Raw genomic sequence first — 15,961 nt, 5'->3', positions numbered from 1 at the left:
GGAGGATGAAAAATGGCTAAATTGAAATTAGGTGTAGATGTAGGAGGAACGTTTACCGATGTAGTCGGAATAAATGAAGATGGTAAGGTGTATTTTGCAAAAACGCCTTCTACACCTGAAGATCAAAGTATAGGTGTTCTGAACGGAATTAGAGCACTTTTAGAAGAGTTGGGAGTAGCACCAGATTGTGTGACGGGTGTTGCACATGGAACGACAGTGGCTACAAATACACTTTTGGAACGAAACGGCGCTGTAACAGCATTAATAACAACAAAAGGATTTAGAGATGTTTTAGATATTGGTCGCCAGAGCAGACCAGAACTTTATGATTTACATGCTAGAAAACCAGCTTCATTAATTCCCCGATATCTTCGTCGGGAGGCAGACGAAAGAATGGATTATACGGGAACTGTATTGGTGCAGTTGGATATGGAGGAATTAAAGAAAACGATTCATGAATTAATGGAAGAGGGAGCGGAATCCATTGCAATCTGTTTTCTTCATTCTTATGCGAATGATGAAAATGAGAAAAAAGCGTTGGAAGTTATTCGTGAAATCGCACCAGATTTTCCAGTGTCTGTATCTAGTGAAATTTTGCCGGAGTTTCGTGAATTTGAACGAATGAATACAACCGTTATGAATGCATATGTTCAGCCAAGAATGCAGAAATATGTATCCCAGTTGCGTAGACGATTAGATGAAAATGGGATTAATTCTCCATTGACTATTATGCAATCTTCTGGAGGTATGATGACCGATCAGATTGCAGCTCAGAAGAGTGTGAATACGTTATTATCTGGTCCGGCTGGAGGTGTTTTGGCTGCCGAATTTCTTTCCAAGATTACGGATTATCATAATATTATTACTGGAGATCTTGGAGGAACGTCATTTGATGTAGGAATTGTGCAGAATGGTTCTATTGGTATCACAGGTGAAGGAGTGATTGAGGGATTTCCGGTAAAATTCCCACATATAGATATTACTACGATTGGAGCAGGAGGAGGCTCTATAGCATGGCTGGATGCTGGCGGAGCGCTTCGGGTTGGTCCTCGCAGTGCAGGAGCAGTACCGGGACCGGTTTGTTATAGCAAAGGAGGAACAGAACCAACAGTAACAGATGCTCATGCTGTGTTAGGTCGTGTGGGTGAAAAATTGCTAGGTGGAAAAATGCACCTGGATGTGGCGGCTGCACGGAAAGCGATAGAAGAAAAATTGGCCGTAAAATTAAATATGACAGTGGAGGAAGTAGCAGAGGGAATTCTTCGTGTAGCGAATTCCAACATGGTCAGAGCAATTAGAGTTATGACGGTAGAAAGAGGAATCGATCCGAGAAAGTTTGTGCTTCTGCCATATGGAGGAGCGGGAGCACTTCATGCGGTTGAACTGGCAAGAACTCTGGATATAGGAACAGTTGTTATTCCTATCGAACCTGGAAACTTTTCTGCTTTTGGATTATTAGTTGCACCAATTAGATATGATGAAGTATGCACGTATCATAAACATGAAAAAGATGTTTCTTTCGACCATATGGAAGAAAAATTTGAAAAATTAGAGGCTGAAGCAAGAAAAGAAATGGCTCGAGATGGCGTATCAGAGAGTAGCGTAAGTTTTGAGAGAAAAATAGATATCCGTTATTTTGGTCAGGCCTACGAATTAACGATTTCGGTACCCAATAGCCCGGTGAATCAGCTGGTTTGGGATAAGCTTGTGAATGATTTCAGTGATGCACATGAGCGTTCTTATGGATTTAAGAAGAATGATCCCATGGAGTTGGTTAGTTTGCGTCTTTCTGTAGTTGGGGAAATGGACAAAAGTAACTTGTATTCAAAAGGAGAAATTAGCAAGGAACTTCCAAAACCAGAAGAAATTCGAAAAGCTTATTTTATGGGAGAGTGGCTGGATACAGCCGTATATAAGCGAGATGCTTTAAAAGCAGGTAACAGCTTTATCGGTCCGGCAATCATAGAGGAAACAGGAGCTACGTCCGTAGTAGGGCCTGGCGATAAGGTGACAGTAGATGAGAGAATGAATTTGGTTGTGAAGATTGCAAATCGTGAGACTGGGAAGATGGAAGCATTAGAAGAGAACTAAAAGGAGGAATGAAAAGATGGATGCAATCACATTGGAAGTTATGCGAAATCGCTTTTTTGCAATTACAGAAGAGATGGGAGCAGCATTAATTCGGACAGCCTATTCCACAAATATTAAAGATAGAAGAGATTGTTCGTGTGCGTTATTTGATGTAAATGGAGAGACGATTGCACAGGCAGAGCATATACCTGTTCATTCAGGAGTGTTGCCTTGGGGAGTAAAGGGAGCTTTAAAGCATATTAACAAAAAAGAACTGAAACCTGGAGATGCTATCATGCACAATGATCCATTCATTGGTGGAACTCATTTGCCAGATATTATTATCTTTTCTCCGATCTTTTTTAAAGGAGAGCTAGTAGCTTTTGTAGGAAATCTGGCGCATCATGTAGATGTGGGAGGAAAGGTTCCGGGTTCGTTAACACCAGATGCAACGGAAATTTTCCATGAAGGGATTTGCTTCCCACCAGTAAAGATAAAAAAAGAAGGAAAAGTAGATCCTGAGATTTTTGCTATGTTTCGCTCTAATATCCGAACAAAATACGAAAGTAGTGGAGATTTGATGGCTCAGATTGCAGCAAATAATGTAGGAGAAAAGCGGTTTGAGGAATTATGTGATGAGATGGGCGTAGAAGTAGTTCTTGAGGCAATTGCAGAGTTAGAGAACTACTGTGACCGGCGAATGGGAGCAGAGTTAGAAAAACTTCCGAAAGGGACATTTGAATTTGAGGATTTCTTAGAGGGAGATGGAATTACTACAACAGAGCCATTAAAAATCAAGGTAACAATTACTACAGGAGGTCCACATATTAAAATTGATTTTACGGGAACATGCCCTCAGGTAAGAGGACCTTTGAATTGTGTTCGTCCGATGGCGTTGGCTTGCATTTATTATGTTGTTCGAGCAGTGACGGATCCCACGATTCCACCGAATTCTGGAACATATCGCCGCTTTGAGGTTATAACACCGGAAGGTTCCTTGGTAAATGCGGTATATCCAGCAGCTACCGGTTCTGGAAATTCTATTACGTGTCAGCGTTTGGTAGATGTACTGCTTGGTGCACTGGCTCAAGTGGTTCCAGAAAAAGTATGTGCGGCTGCTTGTGGATCTATGAATGGAATTCAGCTGGGTGGTTATAATCCAGAAACACATTCGTTCTTTGCTAATGGTGAAACTGTTGGAGGAGGATATGGTGGAATGTGCGATCAAGATGGAACCAGTGGAGTTAATACGCATATGACTAATACCAGAAATACACCAGTAGAAGTTCTTGAAAGAATCATGCCGGTTAAGGTAATACGATATGGTTTAGCTCCAAATTCTGAAGGACCTGGTAAGCACAGGGGTGGATTTGGAATTGAGCGAGTCCTGGAATTCCAGACAGATGAGGTGGACTGCTTTATTGCCTCTGATCGTGTTAATACGGCACCGTGGGGATTGAATGGTGGAAAAGCAGCATTAGGAGCTCGTTTTACAGTAAATAGAGCTGATGGAACGGAAGAACATTTGCCTCGAAAGCAAGGGTGCGTTTTTATAAGAAAGATAGACTCTATATTCAGACAAGTGGCGGCGGAGGTTGGGGTAATCCGCTTGAGAGAGATAAAAAAGCATTAAAGTGTGATGTGAAAGATGGCTTGATCAGCCAGGAACGAGCAGAAAAAGAATATGGTGGATGTTGAAAAAGGAGGAGTACAATGAAAAAATTAATTGCAACGACAATGGCAGCAATGATGGCATTAACTATAGTTGGATGTGGAGGTAATAATACAGTTGCACTGCAGAGCGATAAAGCGGAAGAAACTACGAAAGCAGATTCAGATGCAACTCATCTTGTTTTGACAACATCAGCGTTAGATCCAGAGGTTGCCCCGGATTATAATCCCTGCTGATGGACTACTGAAATTTAAAGAAGAGGTGGAGAAAAATAGTAATGGCCGTTATGTAGTAGATATTTATTGGTATTCCAGTTATGCCAGCGATGCGGAATCCTTTCAGATGATTCAGGATGGGGAGACGGATTTTAACTTTGGTGCCGGAATGTCTAATGTAGATAAGAGATTTGCATGGCAAAGAATTCCATTTTTATTACCTGATTTAGACACAGTGAGGGAAAAGCTTGCTAATCCGAATGCAGAAGGATTTGCTATTAATACAAAGCTTTATGAAGAAAATGGAATTAAACTTTTGGCACAAAACAGTGGCTTACAGCGCCACATCTTTTCGACAGATAAATTGATTAAAGTGCCGAAGGATCTGGCGAATGAAACGTTTCGAACATATGAAGATGCTATTGTTAACGAATTTTATGGCGGTTTGGGAAATATCGCAATTATGCCATACGGAGAGTTATATACATCGCTGCAGAATGGTTTGATTACGGCTACGGATCAGCAGATACCTTCATATATTATTGAAAATTATTATGAAGTAGCACCATTTTATTCATATGTTGGAGCTCAGTGGACTTCGTATAGTTTGATGATGAATTTAGATAAGTTTAATCAGTATAGCGAAGAGGATCAAAAGATATTTGTAGATGCTGCCTGGGCGTGTTCAGAGGCTGAATATGAATCTTATAAAGATATGAAAGCAGACGCAGAAAAATTCTTTGATGAAAAAGGAATTACATATTATCAGCCAACAGATGAGGAATTGAATCAATGGAAAGAGTATGCGGCTTCTCTGTCGGATAAGTGGAGAGAACTGATTGGAGAAGAATTATACAATCAGGTATCTGAGCTGTTTAATTATTAATGGTATGGGGGATGCTGCAAGTGGATTGATATCTATGTTTGTAGTATCCCCTGCTTTTTTATTTACCGTTAAAGAGAGGAGGAACGTGGTGAAATTTTTAAAAAAATTAGATCATATAGTTGAATTTGTGGTTGGAAATTTAGCGGGTATTTTGTTGATTGTGATGATGATTATGGTTAATCTGACAATCTTCAGTCGTTGGGTATTTAATATTAATATGCACGGCTATGAGGAATTGCCAACAATTCTATTTATTGTATTTGTATGGCTTGGAGTAATACTGGTTGTGCGTGATGACAATATGCTAAAAGTCGATTTCTTCTTGAATCTGTGTAAGACGGAAAAGTCAAAAGAAGCACTTCATTTGTTTAGTTTGATTATTTCTACTATAATATGTGGATTATTTATGCCATTAACATTTAATTTAATGATGACACACATTGAACGTAATACGGTGTCTCCGGCTGTTGGATTTAGCATGTGGTGGGTATATGCTTCTGTATTTTTAGGAGCTTTGGGGATGATGGTTTATTATGTGGTGAATGTTTGTAAATCTATAAGGAGGTTACGCACATTATGATATTTGGAATAGCTGCAGTATTAATTTTACTCATGATTTTTTCCGGCGTTGCAGTTCCGTTAGCATTTTTGGGCGGCTCCTTTTTTGTGGCATATATGGGGCTTGGAAGTACAGGAACGTTTGCAACGAATGCGTTTTACATTTTGAACTCTATTTCTATGTTGGCGATTCCGCTTTTTATAGTAGGAGGTTCTTTGATTGAGCGAAGCGGAATTGCAAATGTGCTGATTCGGGTAGCGGATAAGATGCTACATAATGTAAAGGGAGGATTGACGGCCACAATTCCAGTAGTTTCCTGCTTTTTTGGAGCCCTTTGCGGTTCAGCATTGGCAACGGCTAATACACTGTCAACAGCTATGGTGCCAGAATTGGAAAAGAAAGGATATGATAAAGCATATTTAGCGGCATTAATTGCAGCTTCTAGTCCTTTTGGCTTTATGATTCCACCAAATGTAAATGCTATTATTTTTGCATCCGTGTCCTCGGCATCGGTTGGTGCTTTATTTATGGCTACGATTGTGCCGGGATTAATATGGGCAGGGCTCTATTTGATCATTAATCGGATTATTTATATAAAATATTATCATCCAGAATATGCGGGTAAAACAGTTGCATCCGTTTCTGCATGTACTGAAGATAATGAGCCTAAAGAAGAATCAGAAAAAAATGCGCGTGAGACTATAAGCCGGAATAGATTTTTTTTAGAGCTTGTTGTAGCAGTTTTAATGCCGGTAATTGTGTTAGGGGGTATCTATGGCGGCATTTTTACAGCGACAGAAGCAGGTGCAATTACCTGTTTATATGGAGCGATCATGGGAGTGGTAGTTTATAAAAAGCTTTCTCTGGTTCAATTGATGGGCGTTTTTTCTAAGGGAGTTAAGGATGTTTCGGCATTGGTTATAATGTTTCCAATGACTTTGATTTTCAGTCGTTTGATGACACTTAACCATATTCCCGAGTTGGTGGCAGAGTTAATGTTGGGAATTACCAATAATCGTATTGGTCTTATCCTGTTAATAGATCTTCTGCTGTTTTTTATAGGTTTTTTCTTGGATGGAAATGTTATTATTTTGACGCTGGTGCCGCTTCTTACACCGATTGCTACTGCATGTGGAATTGATACAATTCAGTTAGCAGTAATCGTTTTTGTTTCGATAGGTATTGGCTCAATTACACCGCCAATGGCTACTTGTCTGATGGCATGTTCCAGAGTTTGTGATGTTCCGATTCATAAACTTATTAAACCTATTCTTCCATTTTTGCTTTTTGGTGCATTACCTATTTTGCTGCTGGTATCGTTTGTTCCTGTCGTATCAACTGGTTGCCGGGCTTGTTTTATAGTTTCTAGTCAACGCTATTATAACGAATGGATTGCTTTTATGCGTTTTTTTTAGCTGAGGCGCTGAACTATCAAGGTGTTGTCAAGTGCTTGTTGAGTTATTGGTAGAAAAAAGGAAATTTTTTTCAAAGAAATTCTCTAAGTAAATGATATTGCCTGTGGAGAGAACGTGAAGTTTGAAAACAGGAAACACAGAAAAAACAAAAATTTGGATTATTGAAAAAAATATATATCCAGTCTTTGGCAGTTGAGTGAAAATAAAATCGCTGTAACCTTTGTATTTGCTGGGGTGCAGCGATTTTTGTTGCTGTTGCAGACTATAGTATTTTTTTCTTCCTTGTCCATTTTTGGAATTGTTCTCATTTTACTGTTCGTTATGAATTGATAATCCGTTCGGAAACCGGAAACATTCTTCGAGATGTCATCTGCTTTCATTTACTTTCAAAATTTCACTAACCTGATTATGCAACTATTAAACTCCCGTGCCAAGAATTAACAACAAGATCTGTCCGTAACTGGAACCGTACAAATTGGAAAAGAATGCATAATCATACAAAACCCTGTAAAAAACAGGAATTCAGGCTTGATTATTTATAAAAATGCGGTATAATGTATTCCTAGATACAGTAATAAAAGTAAGAATATTCGTATTTACTGCATAAAAATACAAAAGCAGCGAATAGAAATGAGGAGGAATTTATTATGAAAAAGAAATTAGCAGCAATCGCTATGGCAACTGCTATGGCAGCATCGTTAGCAGCATGCTCTTCCAAACCGGCAGAGACAACCGCAGCCGCAGAGGAGAATGAGGAGACAACCGCAGAGGCAGCAGAGGGCAGCGAGGCAGCAGAGGCTGGCGACAGCGCATTTGCAGGAAAGACTCTGGTTATGTCCACCAACGCTGAGTTCGCACCGTATGAGTACCACGATGGAAATGATATCGTAGGTATCGACGTAGATATTGCAAACGCTATCTGCGAGGATATGGGAGCATCTCTGGAAATCACCGACGTAGCATTCGATTCTATCATCCCGGAGGTTCAGTCTGGCAAAGCTGATTTCGCAGCAGCAGGCATGACTGTTACCGAGGATCGTCAGACCCAGGTGGATTTCTCTGACACTTACGCAATCGGCGTTCAGTCTGTTATCGTAACAGAGGACAGCGACATCGCATCCCTGGATGATTTAAAGGGCAAGCAGATCGGCGTTCAGCAGGGTACCACCGGCGACCTGTACTCCACCGATGATTTCGGCGAGGAGAGCGTACAGAGATTTTCCAAGGGCGCCGATGCAGTACAGGCGCTGTCCACTGGCAAGATCGATGCAGTTATCATTGACAACAAACCGGCACAGGTATTTGTAGACGAGAATGAAGGCTTAAAGCTTCTGGAAACACCGTATGCAGAAGAAGAGTACGCAATCGCAGTTAAGAAGGGCAATACAGAGCTTCTGGACGCTATCAACGCATCCATCGCAAACCTGAAAGAGTCTGGAAAACTGGACGAGATCGTTGAAAAATACATTACCGCTGAGTAATATAAAAGAGAATTGAAATGAATCGTCAGATGGATGGATTCAGGTGATCCGGAAAACACCCAGAGTGCTTCCGGTATCTGACGGAACGGAAAAAGGTTGCTGCAGAATGGCGAAAACACGGTTCGGCGGCAGCCCTTTTTCAAGTCTATATCACCTTACAAGGAGGAAAACAGATTGGAGAAACTCAAGCAGGCCTTATATTTAAACCTGATCAAGGATGACAGGTGGCAGTATCTGACAGGGGGCCTGAAAAATACCCTGATCATCACGTTATTTGCGACCCTGATCGGCATTGCCCTTGGTCTGCTGATTGCGATTGTTCGTGCAACTCACGACAAAACTGGAAAAATGAAATTTTTAAATGGTGTCTGCCAGGTATATCTGACGGTCATCCGGGGAACGCCGGTTGTCATCCAGCTGATGATTTTCTACTACTGTATTTTTGTATCGCGTGTATTTGCTGGCGTCTTTGTCGGTGTGATCGCGTTTGGTCTTAACTCGGCAGCGTATGTAGCGAGATCTTCCGTTCCGGTATCATGTCGATCGACGAGGGACAGATGGAGGCAGGTCGAAGCCTTGGTTTTAACTATGTGCAGACGATGCGCTATATCATTATGCCGCAGGCATTTAAAAACGTACTTCCGGCACTTTGCAATGAGTTTGTTGTTCTTCTGAAAGAGACTTCGGTAGCCGGTTACGTGGCGGTGCAGGATCTGACGAAGGGCGGCGATATCATCCGTTCCAGAACGTATGACGCGTGGACACCGCTTCTGATAGTGGCTGCTGTTTATCTGGCGCTGACGATGATCTTCAACCACTTTGCACAGAATCTGGAAAGGAGCCTGAGAAAGAATGAACGATAAAGTACAAAACGGAGAAGTGATAATTGACATCAAGGATCTTTCCAAGGCATTCGGTGATTTAAAGGTCCTGACTAATATTTCTACCCAGATACGCAAGGGGGATGTTGTCTGTGTGATCGGACCATCCGGTTCCGGTAAATCCACATTTCTGCGCTGCATGAACCTGCTGGAAACCCCGACCGGCGGACACATCTATTTTGAGGGAACGGATATCACGGATCCGAAGACAAGCATTGATAAACTTCGTCAGAAAATGGGAATGGTATTCCAGCAGTTCAACCTGTTCCCGCACATGACGATTCTTGATAATATGACGCTGGCACCGATGAAACTGCTCGGACGCCCAAAGGACGAGGCAGAGACGGAGGCACTGAAGCTTCTGGAACGCGTCGGATTAAAGGAAAAAGCATCCGCCTATCCGGGACAGCTCTCTGGCGGTCAGAAACAGCGTGTGGCGATCGTCCGCGCCCTGGCGATGCATCCGGATGTGATGCTCTTTGACGAGCCAACCTCCGCGCTTGACCCGGAGATGGTAGGTGAGGTATTAAATGTAATGCGCCAGCTTGCCGAGGAGCACATGACGATGGTCGTGGTTACCCATGAGATGGGCTTCGCCCGCGAGGTGGCAACCCGCGTCATGTTCATGGAGGGCGGCAACTTCATCGAAGAAAACGAACCGAAGGAGTTTTTCGAGCATCCAAAGAGCGAAAGATTGAAGGCATTTTTGAGTAAGGTGCTGTAAGGAAATTTAATATTAGGAAAAGTCCGGTAGGGAGAGAATGTCATAGCACATTTTCTTTCTGCCGGGCTTTTTTTTATGCCTGTAATATCTTTATGCGTTTTCTATTATCCATCTGGTTCTTCTAACTTCCGTTTTGAAAAATGTTTATTTGGAAAGAAAAGTTGTTAAAAAAATTGCAAATATATAAAACCAAATGAAATCTCCCATCGTCTTATTAGTAGAACAGCAGAAAAGGAGGAAGATTCTGAAAAGAAGGCGGAACAGAATGTTGAGACAAAGCTGGACAGTGGGAAGCAGGAGAAAAAAGAGAATGCGGTAGAACGGTCGGGTGAAAACATTAGAACCGATAGCGCTGAGGAAGCACTTCCATATGAGCTCGTGATTGTGGAGGCAGAGAAAAAATAAATCTATAATAAAGGGGAAAGAATTGTGGAAAATGGCAGTTCTTTCCCCTTTTATGGTTTTCACACGCCTGTGCCTACCACGTCACCACCCGGTCAATCACCGTCTGCTGTTCCTGACTCGATTTCATCAGGTAAATCCGGGTTGTTTCGAGATTTTTGTGTCCAAGCAGGTCGGAGAGCAGGGAAATATCGCCGCATTTTTCGATAAAACTCTTGGCAAACCGGTGGCGGAATGCATGCGGATGTACCATTTCCGGTGTCATATGGTAGGAGAGGGCGATGGTTTTGAGCTGGCTGCGGATGCCGCCTGGAGAGATGGGGGAATCGAAGCGGTTGAGGAAGATGGGACCGTGGGATTTGTGGAGAAAGGAAAGCCATTTGAGGGTATCGGTTCGGAGTGACTGTGGGATGTAGATGCGCCGGACTTTATTTCCTTTGGAATAGATGTCCTTATAGCCGGAGAAAATATCTTCTGCCTGGAACTGAATCACCTCGCTGACCCGGACGCCGGTTGCCGCCATGAAACGGATGAGAAAATAGTAAGTGTACCGTTCATCCCGAAGCAGGCAGCGTTTCAGGTATTCATAATCCGCCTCGCTGATCATGTGATCCAGATATGTTTTCTGCTGGATTTTTACCATGGGAAGATGCCCGGGATAGAGCTTTTTAAAATCCAGGTAGGCATTCAAAGCCCGGATCCGCTGGTTGATGGTCTGCGGCTTGTAGTGCTCGAGCAGAAAGATTTTGTATAGCTTTAAATTGGGGTAAGTAATGTCACGGTAATAGGTAAAATACTGCCGTACAGCATAAGTGTAAGCGCGGAGTGTCTCATCGGCAAGGTTGCGCGTGAGCAGGTAGCGGGCAAATTCGTCCGCGGCCTTTTGGGCTCTTGCAGGTGCGGCAGCACGCGTTTGACCGGAAAGGCGTGGAATGGCAGCAGAAGTTTGCCTGGATGAGAGGGGGAGAGTGTGTTTGCTATGAGCAGCGTGTGGAAAAATATGATTTTCTATCATTTGTGGCATAATATGTAGGAACCTTCTTTCTGTATCATTGAGAAACGTCCATTGGCACAGAAAGAAAACTCTGCCGAGGCGTGGAACACACCGGAACGGATGAAAGGATGAAATGGCAGAGAAATCAATCCGGAATGCTGCTGGACGTTACAAAAGTCAATTATACAGGATTTAAAAGAAAGCGGAGAAAAAAGTGTCTCCGGTGTCTTTATCATACGGATACATTCTTTACAGGTTCATCGGTTTCACAGTTGAATTTCTTCATTAATTCCATCAGGCGGCACAGGCACTCGTCCATCGATGCCAGTTCTTCCGGGGTGTAAGCGCGCAGCCCAAACAGGGTGGAAGACAGCATTTCCTGCTTCATCTGGTTCATCATCTCACGACCGGAATCGCAGATGCGGATGTAGACGCGGCGGCGGTTGGCTGTATCGTGGATCCGCTCGACCAGACCGCGTTCCTCAAGAACCTTGATCATATGGGAGAGCTGCTGCTTTGTGATACTCAGCTTGTCCGCCAGCTCAGACATGGTATAGTCTTGATCTGCCCAGCTGTCGAGCGCGATCAGGGCAAAAAATGGAAGCGAGTTGACTTTCATATCATGGCTTGGCTGGTAGTGGCATTTCGCCAGGGAGAGAAAGCCGAGTGCAAACTCCAGGAAGTGAATACCGGTTTTTTTTAAAAGATTTGAATTTTTTTTGCCTGGATTCATAGGGAAACCTCCAAATTTAAATATCAAAGTAATAAAATGCGGTCCATTTCACAAACATAAATTGCAAACAAGGAAACATCAATTTACTTGTACTCTAGCACATCCAGACAAAAAGGTCAACAAATATAAAAAGTAAATAAATATTTACTATTGTGGATTGACAAATAACAAAGAATGCGGTATATGTTAATGTATCACGAAACGATGTGACAGAAACACAGAAACCATCTGTCACAGACTCACAATAAGGAGAACAATCTATGGTAGAGAATACGAACGGAGGCGGAAAGCAGCCGCCCAGAAAATCATTTCTATATTATTATGGACTGGTAATGCTGGTTGTCATGCTGTTAAACATTTTCCTCTTCCCATCCATGATGGATCGGACGCAGGAAGTGCGGTTTGACCAGTTCAGTGAACAGCTGAAAGAGAATAATGTCGATGAGGTGTATGTGACGACGAACAATGAGATCGTCTATACGCTGAAAAATGACGATAAAAACAAGACCTGGAATGTCACCTACAAAACCGGCGAGATTCCAGGTGTCAACCTGTATGACCTGCTGGATGGTAAGGACGTGAAATACAGTGCGGAGATCAATACACAGGCTTCTCCGCTTCTCAATTTTCTGCTGACCTGGATTCTGCCGCTGATTCTTTTTATCGGAATCGGACAGCTGATGGGGCGTTCGCTGATGAAGAAGATGGGCGGCGCCGGAAATGCGATGACATTCGGCAAGTCCAATGCAAAGATTTATGCAGAATCCGAGACGGGTATCACATTTGCAGATGTGGCTGGCGAGGAAGAGGCGAAGGATGCATTAAAAGAGATTGTCGATTTCCTGCATAAGCCGGAAAAATATTCGGAGATCGGTGCGGTGCTGCCGAAGGGCGCCCTGTTAGTCGGACCTCCAGGAACCGGTAAAACGATGCTGGCGAAGGCTGTTGCCGGGGAAGCACACGTTCCGTTCTTCTCGATCTCCGGTTCGGAATTTGTTGAGATGTTTGTCGGCATGGGTGCGGCGAAGGTGCGTGATTTATTTAAACAGGCCAATGAAAAAGCGCCGTGTATCGTATTTATCGACGAGATCGATACGATTGGTAAGAAGCGTGACGGCGCCGGCATGGGCGGCAATGACGAGCGCGAGCAGACGCTGAACCAGCTTCTGACTGAGATGGATGGTTTTGACGGCAAGAAGGGTGTTGTCATTCTGGCGGCGACCAACCGTCCGGAATCCCTCGATCCGGCGCTGCTTCGTCCGGGACGTTTTGACCGCCGGATTCCGGTAGAGCTGCCGGATCTGAAAGGCCGTGAGGCAATTCTGAAAGTCCATGGCAAAAAAGTTAAAGTGGATGAGAGTGTGGATTACAATGAGATCGCCCGTGCTACCAACGGTGCGAGCGGCGCGGAGCTGGCAAACATTGTCAATGAGGCGGCGCTGCGGGCAGTCCGGATGGGACGAAAGACCGTGTCCCAGCAGGATCTGGAAGAGAGTGTCGAGACGGTTATTGCCGGATATCAGAAGAAGGATGCCGGTGTTTCCGGGGATGAGAAGAAGATTGTCTCCTACCATGAGATCGGTCATGCGCTGGTAGCGGCGCTGCAGACGCACTCGGCTCCGGTCCACAAGATCACGATTGTGCCGCGAACCTCCGGGGCACTCGGATATACGATGCAGGTGGAGGCGGATCAGCGCTTCCTGATGAGCAGGGAAGAGGCGTTCAACAAGATCGTGACACTGACCGGCGGCCGTGCGGCGGAGGAGCTGATCTTCCATTCTATCACGACTGGGGCTTCGAATGATATCGAACAGGCAACCAAGATTGCCCGTGCGATGGTGACGCGTTACGGCATGAGTGACCATTTCGGCATGGTAGCGCTCGAGACGGTCAACAACGCCTACTTAGGCGGCGATACTTCCCTAGCTTGTTCGGCAGAGACGGCGGCGAGGGTCGATGAGGAAGTGATTGCGCTGGTAAAGAGCGCGTATGAGAAAGCGAAAGCTATTCTTTCCGGGCATGAGGATAAGCTTCATGAGCTGGCAGACTATCTTCTGGATAAGGAGACGATCACCGGTGAGGAGTTTATGAAGATTCTGGAAGAGAAGAAAGAGGATGGCGAGGCAGAGGCTAAAACAGAGCCGTGTATTATAAGGTGGACGGTTACGTGTTTGCCGAAGTTATAAGAGAAATCAGTTACAGTGAGCTGAGCAGGTATCAGGCATTTTGAAAGGAAATGTCTGGTGCCTGTTTTTGTGTTATCTGCGTCGAAAAAAGATGTTGGCAGCTGATTCCTCCGGTGTTCCCTTCCTGCATATCGGGGGATTACAGGAGGAAAACAGAAATAAGTAAAACTTATGAAAAGAAATTAATAAATATCACAGTAAAAATCAGGCAAATTCCTTGAAAATCGTCTGTAAATATGCAATAATATCTCCTGTATCGATCCAAATTTTCGGGAATGCGGTTTTATTTTCGGATTTCAGGTTCCGCGAGGGAATTCTGACAAACGATGAGAAAGGGAAAGAACCGCATTCGCAGGCATTCTTAGGAGGAAATGTTATGAGAAAAGTAGTAAGCGTGTTACTGAGCGCTGCCATGGCGCTGTCCCTGTGTGCAGGCTGTTCTTCTTCGTCTTCTGATACAGCAGATACGAAGGCAGCGGAGGAAAAGGGAGCTGACGCGGCAGACACAGAAGCAGGCGAGGCAGCAGAGGGCGTGATGCCGGCAGTTGCTAAAGAGGATCTGAAGGTCGGAGTGATTCATATTGGAAATCCGGCGGATGGTTCCGGTTACAGCTATACGCATGATCAGGGTATCGTAGCGATGCAGAAAGCCGTTGGTCTGGAGGATGATCAGATTATCCGCAAGAACAACGTAGCGGACGATGATCAGACTGCCATCGAGACAGCAATGCGCGAGTGTGTCGAGGAAGGATGCCAGATTATCTTCGCGACAAGCTGGGGCTACATGGATGCATGCGAGGCACTGGCAGAAGAATATCCGGACGTTATCTTCTCCCATGCAACCGGCTACAAATCCAACGGTGTGAACTTTAACAATTATTTTGGACGGATTTATCAGTCCCGTTACCTCACTGGTATCGCGGCTGGTTTAAAGACAGAGAGCAATAAGATCGGTTATGTCGGCGCCTGGGGCAAGGACAATGCCGAGGTTACCGGCGGATGTGACGCATTTGCAATGGGTGTATATTCTGTAAACCCGGATGCAACCGTTTACATCAAGACCACCAACAGCTGGTACGATCCGGAAGGTGAGAAACAGGCAGCCGTAGCCCTGATCAACGAGGGCTGTGATGTCATTGGACAGCACTGCGATACACCGAACCCGCAGCTGGCAGCTGAGGAAGCTGGCGTATTTGGTGTTGGTTACAACTCTGATATGAGCAAGGATGCTCCGAAGGCAGTTCTGACCTCCACCGTTTGGAACTGGGGCGCTTACTATACCAAAGCTGTACAGGATCTGATTGATGGTACATGGACAGGCGAGAACTACTTCGGCGGTCTGGAGGAAGGTCTGGTAGACATTTCCCCGTTATCTGACCTGTGCGTAGATGGTACGCAGGAGAAGATCGATGAGGCACGTGCGAAGATCGAGTCTGGCGACTGGGATGTATTTGATGGCGTGATCGAGTGCAACGACGGAACCACCGTTGGCACCGAGGGCGAGCATATGTCCGATGCAGATATCACAGGCAATATCCACTGGTATTTCAAGAACATCGTAGAGAAATAATCACGGAATTGTATACCTGGAAGCGATGCTGAAGCAGGTTCGGAAACGCTTCCGGGTGTTGCAGATTCCAAGAGTATATAACAGATAAAAGGAGGCAGCTTCAAATGGATCCACTTTCATTTGCGGCACCTCTTTTTTCTTTTTTAGAAAATTGATTAAAAAATTGGTTAAAT

Annotated in this window: 12 protein-coding genes and 1 pseudogene; 11 read left to right on the top strand and 2 right to left on the bottom strand. The window is 44.3% G+C overall.

Going from position 1 to position 15,961, the window contains the following annotated elements; all coding sequences use genetic code 11:
• The first annotated feature begins 12 nt into the window (after positions 1-12).
• The 9 genes and pseudogenes from DW085_RS05095 (at position 13) to DW085_RS05055 (ending at position 9,903) form a co-directional block, all read left to right on the top strand.
• Complete coding sequence (locus tag DW085_RS05095) at positions 13-2,091, top strand: hydantoinase/oxoprolinase family protein (RefSeq protein WP_118472212.1); 2,079 nt, start codon at positions 13-15, stop codon at positions 2,089-2,091.
• Between the two features lie 16 nt (positions 2,092-2,107).
• On the top strand, positions 2,108-3,703 hold the full coding sequence (locus DW085_RS05090; RefSeq protein WP_118491657.1) for a hydantoinase B/oxoprolinase family protein: 1,596 nt from the start codon (positions 2,108-2,110) through the stop codon (positions 3,701-3,703).
• 80 nt (positions 3,704-3,783) lie between these two features.
• Positions 3,784-3,978 carry a hypothetical protein gene (locus DW085_RS05085; protein WP_118491655.1) on the top strand — a complete coding sequence of 65 codons (195 nt, stop codon included), beginning with the start codon at positions 3,784-3,786 and terminating at the stop codon, positions 3,976-3,978.
• The gene (locus DW085_RS05080; RefSeq protein WP_284525714.1) at positions 3,953-4,843 is read left to right on the top strand and encodes a TRAP transporter substrate-binding protein; all 891 of its coding nucleotides are present in this window, start codon (positions 3,953-3,955) and stop codon (positions 4,841-4,843) included. Before DW085_RS05085 ends, DW085_RS05080 begins: the two co-directional genes overlap by 26 nt.
• Positions 4,797-5,423 (top strand): TRAP transporter small permease, encoded by a 627-nt coding sequence (locus tag DW085_RS05075; RefSeq protein ID WP_117796217.1) that lies wholly within the window; start codon positions 4,797-4,799, stop codon positions 5,421-5,423. The genes DW085_RS05080 and DW085_RS05075 overlap by 47 nt, the downstream gene beginning before the upstream one ends.
• Positions 5,420-6,817, top strand: coding sequence for a TRAP transporter large permease (locus DW085_RS05070; RefSeq protein WP_118491651.1), 1,398 nt, complete (start codon positions 5,420-5,422; stop codon positions 6,815-6,817). The genes DW085_RS05075 and DW085_RS05070 overlap by 4 nt, the downstream gene beginning before the upstream one ends.
• A 647-nt stretch (positions 6,818-7,464) precedes the next feature.
• A complete protein-coding gene (locus DW085_RS05065; protein ID WP_117796215.1) occupies positions 7,465-8,298 on the top strand; it encodes a basic amino acid ABC transporter substrate-binding protein in 834 nt (277 codons plus the stop codon).
• Positions 8,299-8,472: 174 nt separating this feature from the next.
• Positions 8,473-9,161: pseudogene (locus DW085_RS05060) on the top strand (amino acid ABC transporter permease).
• A complete protein-coding gene (locus DW085_RS05055) occupies positions 9,151-9,903 on the top strand; it encodes an amino acid ABC transporter ATP-binding protein (RefSeq protein ID WP_118468269.1) in 753 nt (250 codons plus the stop codon). Before DW085_RS05060 ends, DW085_RS05055 begins: the two are co-directional and overlap by 11 nt.
• 478 nt (positions 9,904-10,381) lie before the next feature.
• Here the strand turns inward: DW085_RS05055 and DW085_RS05050 are convergent, their stop codons facing one another.
• Positions 10,382-11,329, bottom strand: a complete 948-nt coding sequence (locus tag DW085_RS05050) for a tyrosine-type recombinase/integrase (RefSeq protein ID WP_243033935.1) — start codon at positions 11,327-11,329, stop codon at positions 10,382-10,384.
• 202 nt (positions 11,330-11,531) lie between these two features.
• A complete protein-coding gene (locus tag DW085_RS05045; protein WP_118472209.1) occupies positions 11,532-12,032 on the bottom strand; it encodes a MarR family transcriptional regulator in 501 nt (166 codons plus the stop codon).
• Between the two features lie 260 nt (positions 12,033-12,292).
• Between DW085_RS05045 and ftsH the strand changes: the two genes are divergently transcribed.
• Both ftsH and DW085_RS05035 read left to right on the top strand, forming a co-directional pair.
• A complete protein-coding gene (gene ftsH, locus DW085_RS05040) occupies positions 12,293-14,218 on the top strand; it encodes an ATP-dependent zinc metalloprotease FtsH (protein ID WP_118491648.1) in 1,926 nt (641 codons plus the stop codon).
• Between the two features lie 376 nt (positions 14,219-14,594).
• Positions 14,595-15,788, top strand: a complete 1,194-nt coding sequence (locus DW085_RS05035; protein ID WP_107000564.1) for a BMP family ABC transporter substrate-binding protein — start codon at positions 14,595-14,597, stop codon at positions 15,786-15,788.
• Positions 15,789-15,961 lie beyond the last annotated feature (173 nt).

This window comes from Clostridium sp. AF50-3, from assembly GCF_003477445.1.
GTDB classification, from domain to species: Bacteria; Bacillota; Clostridia; order Lachnospirales; family Lachnospiraceae; genus Otoolea; species Otoolea fessa.
The sequence above is the reverse complement of the archived record's forward strand: the minus strand, read 5'-3'. Positions and strand labels throughout refer to the sequence as shown.

Excerpts from the sequence above, each read along its gene's own strand:
- DW085_RS05055 (WP_118468269.1), top strand. The coding sequence starts at position 9,151 with ATGAACGATAAAGTACAAAACGGAGAAGTGATAATTGACATCAAGGAT.
- DW085_RS05050 (WP_243033935.1), bottom strand. The coding sequence starts at position 11,329 with ATGCCACAAATGATAGAAAATCATATTTTTCCACACGCTGCTCATAGC.
- DW085_RS05045 (WP_118472209.1), bottom strand. The coding sequence starts at position 12,032 with ATGAATCCAGGCAAAAAAAATTCAAATCTTTTAAAAAAAACCGGTATT.
- ftsH (WP_118491648.1), top strand. The coding sequence starts at position 12,293 with ATGGTAGAGAATACGAACGGAGGCGGAAAGCAGCCGCCCAGAAAATCA.
- DW085_RS05070 (WP_118491651.1), top strand. The coding sequence starts at position 5,420 with ATGATATTTGGAATAGCTGCAGTATTAATTTTACTCATGATTTTTTCC.
- DW085_RS05095 (WP_118472212.1), top strand. The coding sequence starts at position 13 with ATGGCTAAATTGAAATTAGGTGTAGATGTAGGAGGAACGTTTACCGAT.
- DW085_RS05085 (WP_118491655.1), top strand. The coding sequence starts at position 3,784 with ATGAAAAAATTAATTGCAACGACAATGGCAGCAATGATGGCATTAACT.
- DW085_RS05035 (WP_107000564.1), top strand. The coding sequence starts at position 14,595 with ATGAGAAAAGTAGTAAGCGTGTTACTGAGCGCTGCCATGGCGCTGTCC.
- DW085_RS05065 (WP_117796215.1), top strand. The coding sequence starts at position 7,465 with ATGAAAAAGAAATTAGCAGCAATCGCTATGGCAACTGCTATGGCAGCA.
- DW085_RS05090 (WP_118491657.1), top strand. The coding sequence starts at position 2,108 with ATGGATGCAATCACATTGGAAGTTATGCGAAATCGCTTTTTTGCAATT.